The sequence below is a fragment of the Allobosea lupini genome, assembly GCF_900109525.1.
In the GTDB taxonomy this organism is placed as follows: Bacteria; Pseudomonadota; Alphaproteobacteria; order Rhizobiales; family Beijerinckiaceae; genus Allobosea; species Allobosea lupini.
The window spans coordinates 158,778-175,834 of the sequence record NZ_FOAN01000008.1 but is presented as its reverse complement, the minus strand read 5'-3'; the positions used below and the strand labels follow the sequence as shown (position 1 = coordinate 175,834).

The 17,057-nt window shown below is 61.4% G+C and carries 23 protein-coding genes; 13 read left to right on the top strand and 10 right to left on the bottom strand.

Features of this window, described 5'->3' with window-relative positions:
- Window positions 1-155 precede the first annotated feature (155 nt).
- The 4 genes from BMZ21_RS22730 to BMZ21_RS22715 all read left to right on the top strand — a co-directional run bounded on the left by BMZ21_RS22730 (window position 156) and on the right by BMZ21_RS22715 (window position 1,458).
- A complete protein-coding gene (locus tag BMZ21_RS22730) occupies window positions 156-410 on the top strand; it encodes a GlsB/YeaQ/YmgE family stress response membrane protein (protein WP_091840030.1) in 255 nt (84 codons plus the stop codon).
- Between the two features lie 21 nt (window positions 411-431).
- Window positions 432-887 (top strand): YidB family protein, encoded by a 456-nt coding sequence (locus BMZ21_RS22725; RefSeq protein ID WP_091840027.1) that lies wholly within the window; start codon window positions 432-434, stop codon window positions 885-887.
- 91 nt (window positions 888-978) lie between these two features.
- Window positions 979-1,185: a hypothetical protein gene (locus BMZ21_RS22720; RefSeq protein ID WP_091840024.1), complete on the top strand. Its 207-nt coding sequence runs from the start codon at window positions 979-981 to the stop codon at window positions 1,183-1,185.
- A gap of 30 nt (window positions 1,186-1,215) precedes the next feature.
- Window positions 1,216-1,458 carry a hypothetical protein gene (locus BMZ21_RS22715; protein WP_091840022.1) on the top strand — a complete coding sequence of 81 codons (243 nt, stop codon included), beginning with the start codon at window positions 1,216-1,218 and terminating at the stop codon, window positions 1,456-1,458.
- A gap of 292 nt (window positions 1,459-1,750) precedes the next feature.
- Here BMZ21_RS22715 and BMZ21_RS22710 read toward each other — a convergent pair whose 3' ends face one another.
- Genes BMZ21_RS22710 through BMZ21_RS22695 form a run of 4 tightly spaced genes read right to left on the bottom strand, consistent with a single transcriptional unit; the run spans window position 1,751 to window position 4,666 of the window.
- Window positions 1,751-2,527 carry an SOS response-associated peptidase gene (locus BMZ21_RS22710; protein ID WP_091840021.1) on the bottom strand — a complete coding sequence of 259 codons (777 nt, stop codon included), beginning with the start codon at window positions 2,525-2,527 and terminating at the stop codon, window positions 1,751-1,753.
- A 10-nt stretch (window positions 2,528-2,537) separates the two neighbouring features.
- A complete protein-coding gene (locus tag BMZ21_RS22705; protein ID WP_091840019.1) occupies window positions 2,538-2,858 on the bottom strand; it encodes a hypothetical protein in 321 nt (106 codons plus the stop codon).
- Window positions 2,859-2,888: 30 nt separating this feature from the next.
- A complete protein-coding gene (locus BMZ21_RS22700; RefSeq protein ID WP_091840017.1) occupies window positions 2,889-4,169 on the bottom strand; it encodes a Y-family DNA polymerase in 1,281 nt (426 codons plus the stop codon).
- Window positions 4,166-4,666: a LexA family protein gene (locus BMZ21_RS22695; protein ID WP_244543969.1), complete on the bottom strand. Its 501-nt coding sequence runs from the start codon at window positions 4,664-4,666 to the stop codon at window positions 4,166-4,168. Before BMZ21_RS22695 ends, BMZ21_RS22700 begins: the two co-directional genes overlap by 4 nt.
- A 114-nt stretch (window positions 4,667-4,780) precedes the next feature.
- Here BMZ21_RS22695 and BMZ21_RS22690 point away from each other — a divergent pair, with 114 nt between their 5' ends.
- From BMZ21_RS22690 to BMZ21_RS22675, 5 genes are all read left to right on the top strand, one after another.
- Window positions 4,781-4,978: a hypothetical protein gene (locus tag BMZ21_RS22690; RefSeq protein ID WP_091840013.1), complete on the top strand. Its 198-nt coding sequence runs from the start codon at window positions 4,781-4,783 to the stop codon at window positions 4,976-4,978.
- A 137-nt stretch (window positions 4,979-5,115) separates the two neighbouring features.
- Entirely contained in the window at window positions 5,116-5,322 is a 207-nt protein-coding gene (locus BMZ21_RS30450) for a hypothetical protein (RefSeq protein ID WP_091840010.1), read from the top strand.
- Window positions 5,323-5,486: 164 nt separating this feature from the next.
- Window positions 5,487-5,714 carry a DUF3606 domain-containing protein gene (locus BMZ21_RS22680; RefSeq protein ID WP_342029050.1) on the top strand — a complete coding sequence of 76 codons (228 nt, stop codon included), beginning with the start codon at window positions 5,487-5,489 and terminating at the stop codon, window positions 5,712-5,714.
- A gap of 12 nt (window positions 5,715-5,726) precedes the next feature.
- Window positions 5,727-6,119 (top strand): hypothetical protein, encoded by a 393-nt coding sequence (locus tag BMZ21_RS30010; protein ID WP_143079765.1) that lies wholly within the window; start codon window positions 5,727-5,729, stop codon window positions 6,117-6,119.
- Between the two features lie 194 nt (window positions 6,120-6,313).
- Window positions 6,314-6,805, top strand: coding sequence for a GNAT family N-acetyltransferase (locus BMZ21_RS22675; RefSeq protein ID WP_208862350.1), 492 nt, complete (start codon window positions 6,314-6,316; stop codon window positions 6,803-6,805).
- 196 nt (window positions 6,806-7,001) lie between these two features.
- On the opposite strand, the gene BMZ21_RS30005 is transcribed toward BMZ21_RS22675, so the two are convergent.
- On the bottom strand, window positions 7,002-7,253 hold the full coding sequence (locus BMZ21_RS30005; RefSeq protein WP_143079764.1) for a hypothetical protein: 252 nt from the start codon (window positions 7,251-7,253) through the stop codon (window positions 7,002-7,004).
- A gap of 287 nt (window positions 7,254-7,540) precedes the next feature.
- On the opposite strand from BMZ21_RS30005, the gene BMZ21_RS22670 reads away from it, so the two are divergent.
- Both BMZ21_RS22670 and BMZ21_RS22665 read left to right on the top strand, forming a co-directional pair.
- Window positions 7,541-8,386 (top strand): peptidoglycan-binding domain-containing protein, encoded by an 846-nt coding sequence (locus tag BMZ21_RS22670; RefSeq protein WP_091840002.1) that lies wholly within the window; start codon window positions 7,541-7,543, stop codon window positions 8,384-8,386.
- 177 nt (window positions 8,387-8,563) lie between these two features.
- Window positions 8,564-10,093, top strand: a complete 1,530-nt coding sequence (locus BMZ21_RS22665) for a caspase family protein (RefSeq protein ID WP_091839998.1) — start codon at window positions 8,564-8,566, stop codon at window positions 10,091-10,093.
- A 1,425-nt stretch (window positions 10,094-11,518) separates the two neighbouring features.
- Here BMZ21_RS22665 and BMZ21_RS22655 read toward each other — a convergent pair.
- Entirely contained in the window at window positions 11,519-12,310 is a 792-nt protein-coding gene (locus BMZ21_RS22655) for an exodeoxyribonuclease III (protein ID WP_091839991.1), read from the bottom strand.
- On the bottom strand, window positions 12,311-13,132 hold the full coding sequence (ku, locus tag BMZ21_RS22650; RefSeq protein WP_091839987.1) for a non-homologous end joining protein Ku: 822 nt from the start codon (window positions 13,130-13,132) through the stop codon (window positions 12,311-12,313). It lies immediately after the preceding gene.
- A 127-nt stretch (window positions 13,133-13,259) separates the two neighbouring features.
- Here ku (BMZ21_RS22650) and ku (BMZ21_RS22645) point away from each other — a divergent pair, with 127 nt between their 5' ends.
- The gene (ku, locus tag BMZ21_RS22645; RefSeq protein ID WP_091839983.1) at window positions 13,260-14,060 is read left to right on the top strand and encodes a non-homologous end joining protein Ku; all 801 of its coding nucleotides are present in this window, start codon (window positions 13,260-13,262) and stop codon (window positions 14,058-14,060) included.
- 366 nt (window positions 14,061-14,426) lie between these two features.
- Complete coding sequence (locus BMZ21_RS22640) at window positions 14,427-14,681, top strand: hypothetical protein (RefSeq protein ID WP_091839979.1); 255 nt, start codon at window positions 14,427-14,429, stop codon at window positions 14,679-14,681.
- Between the two features lie 313 nt (window positions 14,682-14,994).
- Here BMZ21_RS22640 and BMZ21_RS22635 read toward each other — a convergent pair whose 3' ends face one another.
- The 3 genes from BMZ21_RS22635 to BMZ21_RS22625 all read right to left on the bottom strand — a co-directional run bounded on the left by BMZ21_RS22635 (window position 14,995) and on the right by BMZ21_RS22625 (window position 17,037).
- A complete protein-coding gene (locus BMZ21_RS22635; RefSeq protein WP_091839975.1) occupies window positions 14,995-15,294 on the bottom strand; it encodes a PRC-barrel domain-containing protein in 300 nt (99 codons plus the stop codon).
- A 243-nt stretch (window positions 15,295-15,537) separates the two neighbouring features.
- Window positions 15,538-15,939, bottom strand: a complete 402-nt coding sequence (locus BMZ21_RS22630) for a PRC-barrel domain-containing protein (RefSeq protein WP_091840234.1) — start codon at window positions 15,937-15,939, stop codon at window positions 15,538-15,540.
- A 159-nt stretch (window positions 15,940-16,098) separates the two neighbouring features.
- On the bottom strand, window positions 16,099-17,037 hold the full coding sequence (locus tag BMZ21_RS22625; protein ID WP_342029048.1) for a transglutaminase-like domain-containing protein: 939 nt from the start codon (window positions 17,035-17,037) through the stop codon (window positions 16,099-16,101).
- Window positions 17,038-17,057 lie beyond the last annotated feature (20 nt).

The window sequence follows — 17,057 nt, the reverse complement described above, 5'->3', positions numbered from 1 at the left end:
TGCTGGCTGAGGCGAGAACCGCGCACTTCACCCGTTTGCTGCTTGCCCGCGGTCTCCACTGAATCGATTGTCTACCGGAACTTTCTGCGCACGGCTCCGGTTCATGGATGGCTCCGAGCGCACATTGCGCCCGGGCCAGATCATGAGGGGCAGCCATGGGCATCATCTGGACGATCATCATCGGGTTTGTCGCTGGCGTCATAGCCAAGTTTCTATCGCCTGGATCTAACGAGCCGGCTGGATTCGTGCTCACGACCGTGCTCGGCATCGTCGGCGCCTTCGTCGCCACGTTTCTCGGCCAAGCGCTGGGTTGGTATCGACCGGGTGAAGGGGCTGGCCTCGTTGGCGCGGTGATCGGAGCCATCTTGGTGCTCATGGCGTGGTCGATGATGAGTCGCCGCAACGCATAGGACAAAGCGAGGGAGAGACAGATGAGCAACGAAAATAGTGGCTTTCCGTCCATGACGGCCTTGCTCGGGCTGCTTGCAGTCGCGGGTTATCAGAACCGGGACAAACTCGCTGAATGGTTCGGCGGCTCACAGCGGGGAACGCCCGCCCAGGATGCGCCAGCCGACCTGGATAGGATTACAGGAAGCGCGCAGTCCGCATCGGCCGGTGGGATCGGCGGTCTGCTGGGCAACGGTATTCAGGAACTGATCGAACGCTTCAAGCAGGCTGGCCGTGGCGAGGCTGCGGATTCGTGGGTCCGTACCGGCCCGAACGAGCCAATCGAGGGGCGCGATCTGGAGCAGGCAATTGGCCCCGACGTTCTAAATCGCCTCGCTGCACAGACCGGGCTCAGCCGAGAGGAAATCCTGGAGAGGCTGTCGCAGCGGCTGCCCGACGCAGTTGATAAATACACTCCCGATGGGCGGATGCCGGCCTGAGCAGGGCTTGAGAATGCCTCGGCAAGAAAGCGGCCCCTTTTGAAGCTTCCGCAGTTTGCCGACAGGGGCGTTGTTGATCGGAGCAAGCCTGATGGACCACGATCCTTCACCGCCTAAACAGGCCGGCATCGCCGCACTATTGGCGGTCGCCACGATCGGCGTCATGATCGCGGCGATATTCGTCGGCTTCAACCTCTATCACGCTGACATGCAGCGGGAACGGCAGTCAGGCCAGGTCGATCAGCGGGACTTGCCGAAGACTCCTACGGATCTACAGGTGGCGCCGCCGCGTCAGTAGGTCGGAGCGCCAGCTTCGGGAGGGTGGAATATGCCGGAAGCGGTCACCTCGAACGATTGCAAGCGATTGGTCAGCGAAGCTCGTGTTGCCGGCCGGCTGGAGGGTCTGAAAGAGGCACTCGACGCCAGCGACGTCGAAGACTTGATCCCGGTCTGGATACGTCGCCCGCGGGCTGACACACCGGAAGGCAGGGCATGGGAGGCCGGTGTCCGCCAAGCGTATGAATGGAAATCGGCGGCTATCCTCGCGCTCATTGAGGCCAGCCAGGGATGAGCTCGATAGTCCTCTCAGTCCGAGACTATGATTGCGATTGCCGTGCTGCGGCTCCGGCCGGATGGCCAGATGATCCGCCTTGGTTAGCGAATGGCGCAGCGACGAGGTCGAACCCGATTACCTCTCAGAGCAGGCCAAACAGCCAAAGCCCTGGCGCCAGGGAGGCGATCCCAACGGCTGCAATAGTCGCCGTGTTCCCAAAGCGATAGAGCTCGCGCCGCCAGCGCGGCCATTTTTGCCTGCCGTTCCCGGCTCTTCCGGTTCTCGACGCCGATCTGTTCCCAGTGGCCCATCAGAGCAGCGTCGCATGTGTCGGCTTTTCGGCCGGAGCGGCGAGCACTTCCGGCGGGCCGTCCTTCTTCGCACCGCGCGCGACGATCGTTAGCGAGCCGTCGGGCAGAGGCCGCTGAAGCGTCCTTGCCTGCTCCCATGGCGCCGTCATCCAGGCGGCGCACTCCTCCGGCGTGGTCAGGATCACCGGCATCGCCTTGGGGTGGATCGCCTTGATCTCGGCATTGGCGTCGGTGGTGAGGAAGGCAAACAGGTCGGCGTCGACCTCGCCTTCCTTGACCTTGCGCACGCTCTTCCATTTGGGCGCCCAGATCCCGGCAAAGAAGGCCGTCGGGCGCTCCTCGCCGAAGGCGAACCAGATGTCGCCGCCGGCGTCACGGTTGAATTCGCTGAAGCTGGTGAACGGCACGAGACACCTGTTCGGTACGTCGAGCCAGCGCTTCCAATGCGAGCTCGAGGTGTTGCGGACATTGGTTGTTCCGCTGTCTGGCTCCATGCGCAGCAAGTTGTCGAAGTCGACCGGCTTGTTCTTGGAGCGCAGCTTATTGGCCCGCTTGGTGGCGGCATCGAGCAGCGCCTTCTTCGAGGACGGCATGCCCCAGCGCGTCAGCGCCAGGCGCGCTTCGCCATCCTCATTGCGGATGATCGGCGCCTGGTAGTCGGGGAAGATGCCCGGCTGCGGCGGCAGGTTGGCCAGGTTCGGGCCGCCGTCGTTGAACGGTGCGAACAGCCTGCGCATCGCCTCGACGTTCCGGGTATGGCTGTAGAGATTACACATGGGCCGAAGCCTACGCGGCCTTTTTCCTCTCGACCAGATAGTAGTCGTCGGCGCCGACTTCCGGATGGCCGAGATAGGGACCGCTGCAATAGCACCCATGACGCTGTAATTCGGCCTCAAGACGCTTCGACACCGCGCACATCCTCCAGCCGTTCACCTCGACCTCATCCAAGAGACCAAGCTCAATCATCTCCCCGGTGGTCAGGATGTACGGTTGGCCAATCTCGGCGACGCTCATGATCGCATCCCGGAGATTGTTGGCCGCCCGCTCAATCGCCTCCGATACTGAGACACCTTGTTTTTCGGCTGGTATGGGCTGGAATACGGTCATCCTTGCCTCCTTCGGCAACGTTTCAGGCCATCACGCATTCCCCACGACCAGCACCTCATTGAGCCGCGTCGTGTACCGGGGCGAGCGCATATCGAATTTCGTGATCCAGGCGTTTTGCTGCCGTGCGATTCCGACTGCTGCCGGAACGACCGCGCCGCGGCCATGCTTTTGATTGCAGGCGTCCAGCGCTGCCATCAGCCTGCCGCTCTTCTCCCGATCGAGAGCGCCAATCAGCGCTCGCTGCGACAAGGCTGGCGCCACGAGGTCGACGGTCATCAACCCCGCCTTGGCGTAGCGATATCCCGACTTCCAGATGCGTCGTGCGCCCCACTTGGCCGCTCGCACCAGAACCAGCGTGTCGTTGCTGGCCTCCGGGAAATCGACGGTCGTCGAGACCGAGCGCGACGGGCCGCTATCGAACGGCGATGTGTGAAAGAAGACCGTGACGTGGTCCGTCGCCAGGCCGTGGTGCCGAAGCTTTTCGCCCAGCCGTGTCGCATGGGCAGCAACGGCTTCCTGCATCATCTCCAGGCTCTCGACGCGGCCGGCGAAAGATCGGGTCACGGCACAGCCTTTTCGCGTCGGTGTGACGGCCTCCAGATCGATGCAGGGTCGGCCGCGCAACTCGTGGACGATGCGCTCGCCAACAACCGTCAGCGTCTGCCGTGCCTGCCTTGGGTCGAGCGCGGCCACGTCGGCAGCGGTCTTGCAGCCAAAAGCCCAGAGCTTGGCCTGACTGGCACGCCCGACGCCCCAGATATCCTCCAATGCGACGAGCGGCAGCCATTCGCGCCGGGCCTCGTCGCTGGTCAGGTCGCACACGCCGCGCAGTTGCGGCGTGCTCTTGGCGATCTTGTTGGCGAGCTTCGCCAGCGTCTTGGTTGGACCGATGCCGACGCAGGTTGGAACCCCCGTCCAGGTGGAGACGGTCGTGCGCAGATCGTGACCGAACTCCTCCCTGTGCTCTGGGGCCACGGGGGTCAGGTCCAGGAAGCTTTCGTCGATCGAATAAATCTCGATGTCGGAAGCGAACCGCTCATAGACCGCGTTCATACGGCGGCTCATGTCGCCATAGAGGGCGTAGTTTGAGCTGAAAACGATGACGCCCTCGCGCTTGCACAGGTCGCGGATCTTGAACATCGGCGCGCCCATCTTGATGCCGAGAGCCTTGGCTTCGCCGGTGCGAGACACCGCGCAGCCATCGTTATTCGAAAGCACGATGACCGGCCGGTGGCGAAGCTTCGGATCGAAGACACGCTCGCACGAGCAATAGAAACTGTTGCCGTCGATCAGTGCGAACGAGGCCGTCATTTGCGAAAGCGCCTCACGGCATTGGTGATCACGCCGAAAATCGCGATTTCCGGATCACTGCCTGGATCGAACTTCGGATAGCGATGGTTGCCGAAGGCCAGGCACGAGCGGCCAGCTTCGATCCTGAAGACCTTCACGCTGCGCTCGCCGTTGACATCGACCACTACGGGGTCGCCATCCCGAGGCGCGAGCGATCGATCAACGGTGATGATGCTGCCGTCGAAGATGCCGAGATCGATAGCACTGTCGCCTACCACCGTCATGATAAAAGTCGCCGGTGCATTTTTGATCAGCTCGCGCGAGAGATCGATCGGCGCATCAATGTAGTCGTCCGCGGGTGATGGGAAGCCGGCACATACGCGGTTGGTGAACATGGTCAGCAGCATCAGCGGGCCAAACGTGATGGCGCGTGCCTGCATAGGCCTGCTCGGCTTGCGTCGCCGGGGGCGGCGTTGCTGGCGAAGAATCGGGACGATGCCTGCGGCGGCGGTCGACATGGCTTGCATCCTCGATATGAGAACAATATGAGAACAAACACCACCGGGGAGTCAAGCCATGGCCACCGTCGACACGTTCTTCCTCCCGCCGTTTAAGGCGCATCGGAAGAGCTCGTGCCCGGCCAGCGCCTGCCGGCGAAGACGAAGCATCACGCCCTGAATGAGGGCCAGCGCCTGGGCCGCACTGCGGAAGGCGTCGCCGTGATCCATGTCACTGCTGATGATGAGACCGGAAAGGTCAGCTCACTCGACGTCCCCGCCCGCCATGGTGCAATCCCGGAGGAGTTCGAAGAGCAGATCAGGGCGCTATGACGCTCAATTTGATCCTACGCCGAACCTATAAAGATCTCCCGTGCCCCGAGGACGAGGACAAGCTTTGGAAGGTTGAGTGAGACGGCGTTGGGGTCGGTGTCATTGCTGCCTCAAGGACGAACCGATAACCCTCCAGTTTGGGGAAGGTTCATCTGCATGCGGGCCGCTTCAGCAGCGGCCTGCCGGGCAAGGGCGGCTCCGAAGCCACGCGGGAGCAGGCGATGGCGGCGTTTCGCGCATCGTTCGGGCGCTGTCGCAAGCACGTCGGCGATGAAGGCTGGCAACACCATCTCACGCATACAGCCTTCGTACGTGCGCGGGCCGAAGGCGGCCGGGAGTACTGAGCGGAACGAGTGTACCTCGCCGGCGTTGAGCCGACATGCGCATCACCATCACCAGCGACGCTGAGCTGGCCGCCACCCTGTACGGGCGGAAGAGCTGATGGGCTGCACCACCGACAGCGAGGAAGAGCACGAGCTCGCAGACATCGCCGAGGCGATCGAAGGCTATCAGGTGCGCTGCAGCCCCTGTCACCACGGGAGAGACGATCATCGCTGATGACAAGACCGATCGCCGGCCGCAGGACCGCAGACGCATCAACATGAGCGAGGACTACGAGGTCCGCTACTGGACCAAGCAGTTCGGTGTCACGAAGGATGAACTAGCAAGGGCCGTTACCAAGGCGGGACCGAGATCCGCCGCCGTCGCCCATGCCCTCGGCAAGACGCTCGAGTGAGCAGGAGCTCAGATGGATCGCAACGAACTATCAGAATTGAATGATGAAAAGCTCGTCGACCTGCTTAGTCTGGCACAGCACGTCATGGCAGGGCTCACGCGTACACTTCTGCTCGTGAGCAGAACGATCTCGGGCGAGAACCTCGATGGTGCCGCGTTAACATACGAGGCTGCAAAAATTGTCGCTGATATGTTGCTCGCCGAAGCTGCCCAATTACGAAAGGCTGGCAAGATGGCGGAAGCGGATGTCCGTGAGCGCGCTGTTGGCCAGTTTAAAATGGTAATCCGTGATACTCTCAGTCCGCCGCTTCGCCGAAGTAGCGGCGCAGCTTCGCCGACCGCGAGATCTCGACCTGGTCGGAAGAGTGGAAGCACGCATGCAAGGTCGCCTATCTCGCGGACATGAAGCTGGAGAAGCTGCGATGCGATGCTCTACGGCGTCCAAGGCAGTGAAGGTGACGAGGCAAGGGGCAGCAGGTAAAAGCGCGGCGACGCGGCGGTGGCGCAGCGCGTCAGCGAGATCGAGCGGTACAGGTCCGCCGCGTCGTTGTACTCTTCGACCTCATGCGCGCGCATCAAATTTTGCAGACAGAGCGGCTATTGCTCGAGCCGCAAACGCTCCGACGCTTCAATCAATGGTTCGCCATGGAGCGACAGCGTGATGAACCGGGCCATCGCGACCTAACCGAAGATCAGGCCTGGCTGCGTCTTTGCGCCCGTGAGGGGATGTGGGCTGCCTTTGACTGGGGCCTTTACTACCTGCTCGATGCTGAGAACGACCAGATGCTCGGCGAAGTCGGCTTTCAGTTCCGACGCCGGGGCTTTGGACCCGAGTTTGACGGCTTCCCGGAAACCTCTTGGGCCGTTACTGCCTCTCATCAAAGACGAGGTTTTGCTGCAGAGGCGATGGGATGCGTGCTCAAGCGCTATGATCGAGCGAGTGAAGGGCGCCGGGCTGTAGCGCTAATTGATCAAGCAAATCAACCCTCTCTTCGTCTTGCTGAAGGGCTCGGGTTCCGCCGCTATTCCACTGCCGTTTTTGACAATACGGGCCACTTTCTGCTCGAACGGTGCAAGCGGGCCAGCAGCTAAAACGAAAAATGGCTCGGCTCCGCGCGAGCAAGACTAGGCCGATTGAACCTCGCCGACGCGACTCGGCGGGGCAACAAACTGCCTCCTTCCGATATGCCTCCTGCTGCCTTTATCCTGGTTGCCAGCAGGGTGACTGCAACGAGCGATCACGACCCGCCGTTCCCTGAGTTATACTGTCGATGCCGGTGACTTCCGTTCATCGAAAAACGGTCAGTCTGGGCAGACTTTGAAGGCATTGCTTGCCAGTTTCCTCGTTGAACAACAGCGATGCCTGATAAACCACAGCGCCAGCCTCGTTCTCTACGGCTATGCGCATTTCGAAATGCGGCCGGTTTGTAAGATTCTCTTCTGGCCTTATCGGCGAGCGCGCGCTGGATTTCTTGCCAAGCTGCTCGGTCGTTTGCGAATTCCAGCTCATTGCGCCCGAAATCAAGGTGATGGCCGTCAAAGGTCTGAAGGTACTTTGACATAGCCCGGCCCCAGATACCCCCCGCCGGAGCGAACCACATCGTGGCCAGATGAATTCCCGCAACGAAAAAAGGCCCGGCCCCGCGCGAGCGAGACCGGCCGATCAAAAACGCCTCCCCGGCGCGACTCGACGGGGCTGTCCGCCTCGCCTGCCGCGAGTTAGCGTTGCCAGCCAAGCAGGAGAAGCCCGAGATCGCATGCACCTTCCCCAAAGGCAGGTTCATCGCTAGATTTTACTGCCTCAGAAATACAGCCGGAGCCGGTGGCATGACCCTGACTTCCAAATTGATGAAGGGCGACAAGCTGCTAGAGAAATGCTTGGTCAATGATGTTGACCATGTCGTGCCGGGTGCAAGGGGGCCTCATGTCGGAAAGATCCAGTTGGCGCTATTCCAACTCGGCGAAGGCGTGATCTCTCCTAAAGAGATCACTAGCCAACTGTACGGCCCGTCTACCGCTAACGCCGTGCTCGCCTACAAAAAGCGCAACATGATTTTGAATACCGCGCTGCGCCAAAAGACGCCAGATAACATCGTCGGCAAGAAGACGATCTTTAAGCTCGACGAAGACCTTACAAAACTCGACAACCGTCCCGATCCCAACCCGCCGACCACGAGCAGGCTCGTATCACTGACTATCCATGGAGCACCGGGTCACGACCACGCAAGGCTCTGCCGCCTGACCTCCGGCTTTCCGGGGCCGGATGGACGAGTGCATCATCTCGGTACACCGATCAATCCGCAAGGCTTTGGCCTCATGATCAATATCGGAGGCGAACACGAAACCGATTATCTCGGCTTCCGCGATTTCACGACCGCAAGAATCTCGGCAGGTCCGAGGGATCGACCTCTAACTGTCGAACTGAAAGATAACAGCTGCAGCGATATATGCATCCGCGACTCGCCAATTACACCTTTCGGCGAGACCGAAATCTTGCGGATCGCCAAGAATCGCTGTCGCCTTACCGTCGCGACCAACTCGATATTCGCGCCCAGCATGGAGCAGATTGTAGCACGCCTCGGCACAGTGATTGAGCGCCATATTCTGGTCGACTTCAAACCGCCCGATGGGCTCGGAGCTCATATCATAGTAGCCGTAATCGCAAAGAAATGACGCCGCCGCGATGTAATCAGGCAGCGGGAAGCCGGCGCATATCGGCGATGAACGATTTCGGCCCCGCGTGAACGAGACCGGGCCAATAATACGTAGGCGAAAGGCCGAAAATGCAAATGCTCGCGGTATGCCTCGCCAACCGCCGTGCGACATGCGACCATGACGCAGGGTTAGGACATGGCGATGCGCGCGATAGTGAGGGCGGCTCTCTGCTGCCTGGGATTGATGTGGTTCTCTTCGGCCTCGGCGCAGACCCCTGTGCTCTCCGACAACGCCGATTCGATCGCGGTGGTGATCGGCAACAAGGAGTACCGGCGCACCAGCACTGTCGATTTCGCGCATAACGATGCTGAGGCGATCAAGGCCTACCTCACAGGCACGCTCGGCTTTAGGGAGCAGAACGTCTTCCTTGTGAAGGACGCGACGCTCGGCGAACTCACCCAAATGTTCGGCAGCGAAGCCAATCCTACTGGCAGCCAACTCTGGCGCAGCGCAGTCGCGGGCCGCTCCAACGTCTTTGTCTATTATTCCGGCCACGGGGTGCCGGATCTCGGGTCTCGCCAGCCATTCCTGTTGCCGCATGACGGCAACCCCAATGTCGTTGAAAGCGGGTATGCGCTGCAGACGCTCTACCGGAACCTCGAACTCGTCCGGCAGAAGATCGGGACGCAGCGCCAGCTGATCGTGATGATCGATGCCTGCTTCACCGGTGAGACCGGCCGCATAGGCGAAAGCCTGCTCGCGGTTTCGGCACCGGGGTTCACCCCGGCCAAGCCGCGCGCCGGTGACGGTATCGTCAAGCTTGTCGCGACCTCCGGCACGACGCCGGCCAACTGGGATCAAAGCCAGAAGCTCGGCCTTTTCACCAGTCGATTCCTGATGGGCGCCGCCGGGCTGGCGCGGCCGGCCGGCGCGCCCGAGAGCGGTCCCCTCGCCTGGTCCGACCTTCAGCGCTACCTTAAGGACAGCGTCGAGGCCGCGGCTCGACGCGATAGCGGCCGCGAGCAGGCGCCGGAGATCGATCTCGCCTCGATCGCCCTGCCTATGGCGCAGCCGGTGCCGGCGGTGGCGCGGGCTGTTGCGCTGGCGCGCGACGAGGCCAATTGGCAGCGAGCCAAGGCAACCGGCGAGCGCAGCGCGCTAGAGTCCTATATCGCTCGCTGCGGCGAGATCTGCCGGTACCGGGATCAGGCGATGGCGCTGCTCATGGACAAGGTACGCGGCGCCGCTGCCGCACGCGATCAGCTGAACTGGCAGAAGCTGAGCGCTGACGGGCAGTATGCCGAGTATCTCAAAAGCTGCGAAGCGATCTGCGCCTATCGAGCGATCGCTCAAAGCTATCTGGGGCCGGCGCGGACGGCCGATCAAACAAAGGCCGACAATCCTGCCGCCAAGGCCCTGCCGCCGCAGGCCGCTATGCGACCGACCATTCCCAGGCGCCTGATTACGCGAGGCTTCAACGGCCGCGACTATGTGGAGGGCCGCTTCGAGCGTGTCGGACCGAATTTATGGGAAGAGAAGAATTCTCAAACCGGCAAGGTGACCGCCCGTTTCCGCGTAGTCCGACAAAGCGAAACCGAGTTGGTACTGCACGACCCATCCCGCAAGTTCCTCATGCGCTTCGACCTGCTTGAGAAGACGAGCGCTTGGCAACTCGAAAATCAGACGCAGTGGAATGCGCTGTATGACATCGTAGCGACGGACTAGGCTATCGGCGCTCGCGCCCGCTAAAAATATGAAAAAGCCCGGCCCCGCCGAAGCGGAGCCAGGCAAGATGAGTGCGCATGAATATCGGCAAGGGGAAAGCCGATACGATCAACTATCGCGGCACCGGCGCCCAGGCATGTCAGGAGCGATCGTCGCTCTCACTGGCGTCTTTGCCGCTGGCGAGTCACCGCTTGCTGTTGGGAGAGGCTCAACCTAAGGAGCCCGGCCGATCGAGTTCGCGCCCGCCAACACGCCCGCAGCCTACTCCCTCTCGCCGGCCGCGTGGTGTCGACTTGGCAAGAGGAGTGGAAGCGCGACTGCAACGTCGCGCCAAATGAGACGCTGCTATTCCTCCAGAAGCGAGCCGGGCGGGCGACGGCGCTTATATGTGCTGACGCTGGCTGCTGGCGTTTCCGCTGCCGCCACGAAATGTCAGTTCACGGACTTAGGCTCTTACTTGTGTGCGTCGAAGGCGGACAATCCTAGAGAACTTAATGCCGGGCGATGATCGCAGCTTACATCGACGAGTTTATCATGTTTTGCGTGGGGCTATGGATGACAGCAGTCGGCTTGGGTCACCTGCCGACCCGCGGCAATGCTGCCAGCCAAACGACCTGGGTGACAACAGTCCTTAGCCAATTCAAGTGGATGAGGCCATTGTTACTTGTATTTGCGCTCGTTCTGGCAATCGGATCATAGCTTGCGAACTCGCGTCGCGAGGAAATATTGCGGGTCCTCTGACGGGGATATCACTCGGCACTGTTTTACTACTGGATTTCGCGTATGCGACGCCGAGAATTGTGCAGCGGCACCGAGTGAAGATAATCAAACCGCTGGGAATTGGCTTTTTCTTAAGCACGTCTGCAATTTTCGTATCGCTTTTCAACATGAGCGCCGGGCATGGCACAAATGTTCCAGCTAGCATCCTGCTTCCGTGGTCGATGCTTCTTGCCTATGCCTAGCTCGACAGTTGGGTATTATTGCTCAGTTTGCTGATTTAGTTTCCGCTATACACAACACTGGTTTGCTACCAGCGTTCGCTGGCGCTCCCGCTTGCAGTTATCCATTTCGCCGCGGCCGTAGGGGTGCTGGCGCGTTTGGCAGCTTGAAACGGCAAATAACGAATGCCGCTGACGTTCCCCCCAGTTGCTAGCTTGCCAACTCAGCGGATTCTTCACCATCGGTGACGTCCTCGACGAGCATAAGGATGCTTCGGCGGACAGACGGGTTCGAAATGCGGAGGAAGCACTTGATCAGCTGAACGCCTTCGGCTGTCGCCAGGAATGTGAAGATGGTATCGGCGTCTGCGGTCGCATCTCCCGATTGGCGAGTAATGCCCTCGAAGAAAAAACCTGCCGGCAGGCCAAGTATCCTGGCGATCTGTTCGAGGCAGCTCCCGCCGATGCGATCGCGCTCCGCACCACGTCAGCGCTCCAAGAGCGCCCAGACCGGAGCGTGGTCGCTCGCACCGTCCCGACCACGCGCGTCGCGATCGACGCCGGCGTCTTCCAGGCGTCCCGCGAGATCGGGAGACAGTAGGATGTGATCAAGCCTCAACCCATGGTCTCGATCGAACCGGCCGCGCCAATAGGTCCAGAACGAATAGATCCTCTCGTCCGGGTGCAGATGCCGGAGCGCATCCGTCCAGCACTGATTGACTAGCCGATGAAAACTCCGCCGCGGCCCCGGCTGGATCAGGGCGTCATCATCCCATGACTTGGTCGGGTAGATATCGATCTCGGTCGGAGCGATATTGTAATCCCCGGCCAGAATCACCGGCACGCCCGCTGCCCTCAACTCCGCGGCGTGCGCGATCAGCCGCTTCATCCAGGCGAGCTTGTAAGCGAATTTCGGCCCGGGTTGCGGATTACCGTTGGGGGCATAGATCGACGCGACGACGATGCCGCCGATGGCTGCCTCGATGTATCGAGCTTGGCCGTCCTCGTCGTCACCGGGAAGCCGGCGGCGTATGATGACTGGCTCAGCGCCACGCGCCAACAGGGCAACACCATTCCAGGTCTTTTCCCCCTGCCAGACGGCCCCGTAGCCGGCCGCCTCCACCGCAGCGAGAGGAAAGGCAGAGTCCTTTGCCTTCAGCTCCTGTAGCGCGACGATATCGGGCTGCGTCGCATCGAGCCAGGCGAGTAGGTTTGGCAGCCGCTTGTTGATGTTGTTGATGTTGAACGTCGCGACCCGAAGCCGCCTCGCTCGCGCCACCTACGCCGCCTTCTTCACCGGCTTGCGCTTCGCTGCCTTGGGCTCGCTCCCACCGACGCTCGCGCGCAGCGCTTCCAGCAGGTCGACGGGCTTCGGCGCCTTGGCCTTTTTCGCAACCTTGACCGGCTTGCCGGCGAGCTTGGCCTTGACCAGTTCCGCGACGGCCGCCTCGTAACGGTCATCGAACTTGGCTGGGTCAAACTCCCCCTTCTTGGTATCGATGATGTGCTTGGCGAGATCCAGCATTTCCTTCTGGACTTTGCGCTTGGGTATGCCGTCGAAGGCCTCTGCCGCGGGCCGGACCTCGTAGTCGAAGTTGAGCGTATGCGCGACGAGGCCGAGCCCCTGCGCACGGATCATCAGCGCGCGATAGCGCCGGAATAGCACCGCATGCGCCAGCGCCCCAACCTTGCTGGCGCGCAGTGCCTCACGGATCACGGCGAAGGCGTCATCGGCAATCTTGCCGGAGGGCGCGAGGTAGTAAGGCTTGTCGAAGAAGACGGTGTCGATCTCGCCGCACGGGATGAAAGCCTGCACCGCCAGAAGCTTCTTGCTCTCCGGAACGGCCTGAGCGACTTCGTCCGCCTCGATTTCGACATAGCGGTCCGTGTCGATCTCGAAGCCCTTGATCTGGTGCTCGCGGTCGACCGGCTCTTCAGTGACCGGGTCGATGAACTCGCGCCGGACGCGATGTCCGGTATCGCGGTTGACCGTATGGAAAGCGATGCGTTCGGAGGTGCTGGCGCCGGTGTAGAGCGCGACCGAGCAACTGATCTCGCCGAACTTCAGATAGCCCCTCCAATTTGCCCGCGGCGAGACCATGGCACCAACTCCCAACGCAACACACCAGCGATTCAATGCCGGGCGAGGCGGCAGGTTCCGGCCGCCTCGGAACTGAATCGACCAATCCGCATTGAGTCGGCAGTTGCGTTCGTGGAGTTGCGTCGTCATGCCAGCCCGCACCTATTGGAAGGGCTACCTCAAGCTCTCGCTGGTCACCTGCCCCGTCGCCATGAGCCCGGCGACATCCGAGAGCGAAAAGGTCCGCTTTCACACGCTCAATCGCGAGACAGGCAATCGCGTGGTCAGCCGCTATGTCGACGCTGAGACGGGCAAGCCAGTCGATGCCGACGACCAGGCGAAGGGTTATGAGGCCGAAGCCGGACGGCTCGTCGTGATCGAAGACGAGGAGCTCAAGGCCGTGAGGCTGGACACTGTTCGAACGATCGACATCGACGCCTTCGTGCCGCGAGACTCAATTCCCTGGATCTATCTCGACAGCCCGCACTACCTGGTGCCTGCCGACGAGGTCGGCGAGGAGGCATTCTCCGTGATCCGCGACGCGATGGCTGCAACGAAGATGGTCGGCGTCTCCCGCGTCGTCCTCTATCGGCGCGAGCGCGCCGTCATGCTGGAGCCGCGCGACAAGGGCATCGTGCTCTGGACCCTGCGCTATGGCGACGAGGTTCGCGATGCGAAAGCCTACTTCGCCGACATCGATAAGGATAAGCCAGAGCCCGAACTGCTCGACCTGGCGCAGAGATTCATCGAGGCAAAGACCAAGGACTGGTCACCCGAGATGGTAAAGGACCCTGTCCAGGAGCACCTTCTGAAGCTGATCGCGTCGAAGAAACGCAAGGGCGCGCGCAAGACGGCGACCGGGGCAGCAGACAAGGGGCGGCCGGGCAATGTTGTCAACCTGTTCGAGGCCCTGAAGAAGAGCCTACAGGCTGACAAGTCGCTGCGCTGAAGCAGAGCGCGGGGGTGCCCGCGCCGGCCAGGCTAATCGGCTCTCAAATTCACAGATTGGTCGGCTAACAAGACTTCGACCGGGCGCCACCTCCGGAGCGCACTAAAGCTGCTGGCTCAGCGTCACGGCGCGCTCACCTTCGCCCCAATCAGCTTGCACGCCAAGCGTGCAGATTAAAGAACACCGTCGATTTTAAGCTGTTCTGCTCAGCGTCATTAAAGGCGATAGCCATAGATCTCGTCATTTCCAAAGATATGGACAACACCTCTTTCGCGATTTGCTGGGCTGCCGGCGATCACCCGGAGCTGTGACCTTTGGAACCGTACGTCACCTCGACCGTTCACGGCCTAGCCCCAGGAGATTGTCATGCGTCCCCAGCCAAAATCCTCGCCGGTAAGCAACGCGGTAGCCATTACGGGGCCCTCTGGACGGCGTGAACTCTACCGCGAGCTATGCCAGGATGAAGACGGGAACAGCTACACCGTTTTGATCTACAGGACTTTTCCGGACCTCCAGATCACCCACTACACGCTTGAAGACGGGACTCCGGTGCGCCTCATTGACGACTGCCTGTTTGAGATCGAATCGACCGGGCGAACACTGAACCGGTGCGAGCTGTGACGACCCACGACCTCGACTATCACGGGATGGCTTTTTCTCGCCTCGCCGGCCGCGAGGTTTCGACCTGTTCGCATGAATGAAAACAAGCGGGCGACGTTGCCTATCGGCCGGCCTGGCGCCGGAACGGCTGCGTGCGATGCTCTATGACAATCAGGGGAGCGAAGGCCACAGCATCAAATAGCAGCGCCGGGACGTGGCCGTGGCGCCGTTAGTCAGCCAGAATCGAGCAGTATAACCTCGGCGATGCCTGCCACGAAAAAGGCCCGGTCCCGCGAAGCGGGTCCGGGTGTGAGCTGCCACGGTAAATTGCGGCTTATGGGCCGGTGCGCTCCGGCACGGCCGTGAGCTGACCCTTCGTCCAGCTCGTTACGGCATGGACGTTTCCGCCCTCGTCACGCTTGAATACGAGTTCGTCCATTTGCAGTGCGACGGGCATGGCGCCGAAACCGAGGAAACCGCCCACTTCCACAACAGCCAAGGCGCCTCGGCCTTCGCCATGCACATCCGAGATCGAACCGATCTTCTCCTCGCCGGGGCCGTAGACTGTGGCCCCTTCAAGAGCGACTCCAATCAGATCCGTTTCGGCAATCCGGCTCTGCCTCGTATGTGCCATTAAGCTGCTCCTCTACGAGGAATAAGAACGAGCGGGAGCAAGGGTGTGCCGACCTCAGAAGCGAGACCCGGGCGCGCCTCTGTATCGCCGCTCGCCAACAGGCTGTAAGACCGTCTCTCCGGGAGCCTGAACGCCACGAGCCCTCGAGCCTCCGCTTCAGCGGCCCCGCCGCCGCATGAGCTTGCATGTCACTGCCGCTCAGCCATTGATCTTTAGCGAGGCCGCTTAAGTGTGACCGAGAGATTACTTGCTCCAGCGGCCCTCGTACTTAAACTCCGGCGCTGCCTTCAGGGCGTCCTTCGTCGTGTCCATGGTCGCAGACCATTTCTTGTCATTCTCGGAGTAGACGACGTTCACCGCGGACGGCGTCACCACGACGTGGCGCTCGCCGATACCCAGGAAGCCGCCTACCGAGAGGATCAGGCCCGACAGGGTACCGTTCGAGACGACGAGATCCTTGATCTCGCCGACAGTCTCCTTGGCGTTGTTCTGGACGTTGAGACCGATCAGATTGCTGCTCAGAACGTCGGTCGGCTGCGCCTTGACGTAAACCTCGCGCGTGGCAGTCGTCGCGGTCTGCGCCTGCAGCGCGGTCGCTCCAACGAACGACGTGGCAACGGCAAAGGCGACGATCAATTTGCGCATCATGTATTCTCCAAAACCAGATGACCCAGCCGCCGGATCAACGTCGCCATATGGCCGTTGTTCCGCGCCGAAGATGACCTGCGACAAGGCCTTCATGGGGATAGCGAGGCTAATCGAAAAGCCGCACGAGAAGCCGATATGGCTCGCTGACACAAAGACTTACGCTGCATCCGCGGCGGAGGTCGGCAATATCTCTTCTGTGATGATCTCGAACTCCTGCAGGATGTGCGGCCCGAAGGTGTGGATCATCGGGATGTCGGCCGCATCCCGGCCGCGCGCAACCAGCACACGCCCGATCCGGGGCACGTTGTGGCGAGCATCGAAGGTATACCAGCGTCCGCCGAGATAGGCCTCGAACCAGGCGTTGTAGTCCATCGGGGCAGGATCGGGCGGAACGCCGATGTCACCAAGGAAGCCGTTGCAATACCGCGCCGGAATGTTCATGCAGCGGCAGAGCGCGATGGCGAGATGGGTGAAGTCGCGGCAGACGCCTACGCGCTCGTTCATCGCCTGCATCGCGGTCCGCGTGTTGCGCGCGAACTGATAGTCGAACCGGATCTGCGCGTTGACGAAGTTGCAGATCTGCTGGACCCGGTTCCAGCCGGGCGCGAAGTTTCCAAACAAGCTCCAGGCGGCGCCCGAGAGCTCGTCGACCTCGCAATACCTGCTGGACAATGTGTATTGGAGGACGTCAGGCGGCAGGTCCGCCGGCCAGATCTCCTGCGCGGCCTTGTCCCATTGGTCGGGCACACCGGGGTCGCGGACGACTGCATCATGCGAGAAAGCCGCTCCGCCAGCCGGCACCTCAAGCCGCCTGCAGCGATTGCCGAACCCGTCCGTGTAGTGTGATGCGATAATGGGTGCGCCTGTGCTCAACGCCGAGATGCTTGGTCCCCGCTCCTGAACGAGATCAGCGTCGCGGCTCGGGTGAGGGTCGAGCAAGAGGATGGCGGGAGTAGGCTGGGCGGTGACGATTTCAATGCGATAGCCGACCCGAATGTGCATGGCGCTGCCCCCTTTCGATGACGAAAACGCAACATCCGTGGCTTGATTGAGTTCCTGCGCGGCGTGCTGAAGATAGAGGCAGCAAGGCCGCAATCTCTGGTCGGCGAGGGGCC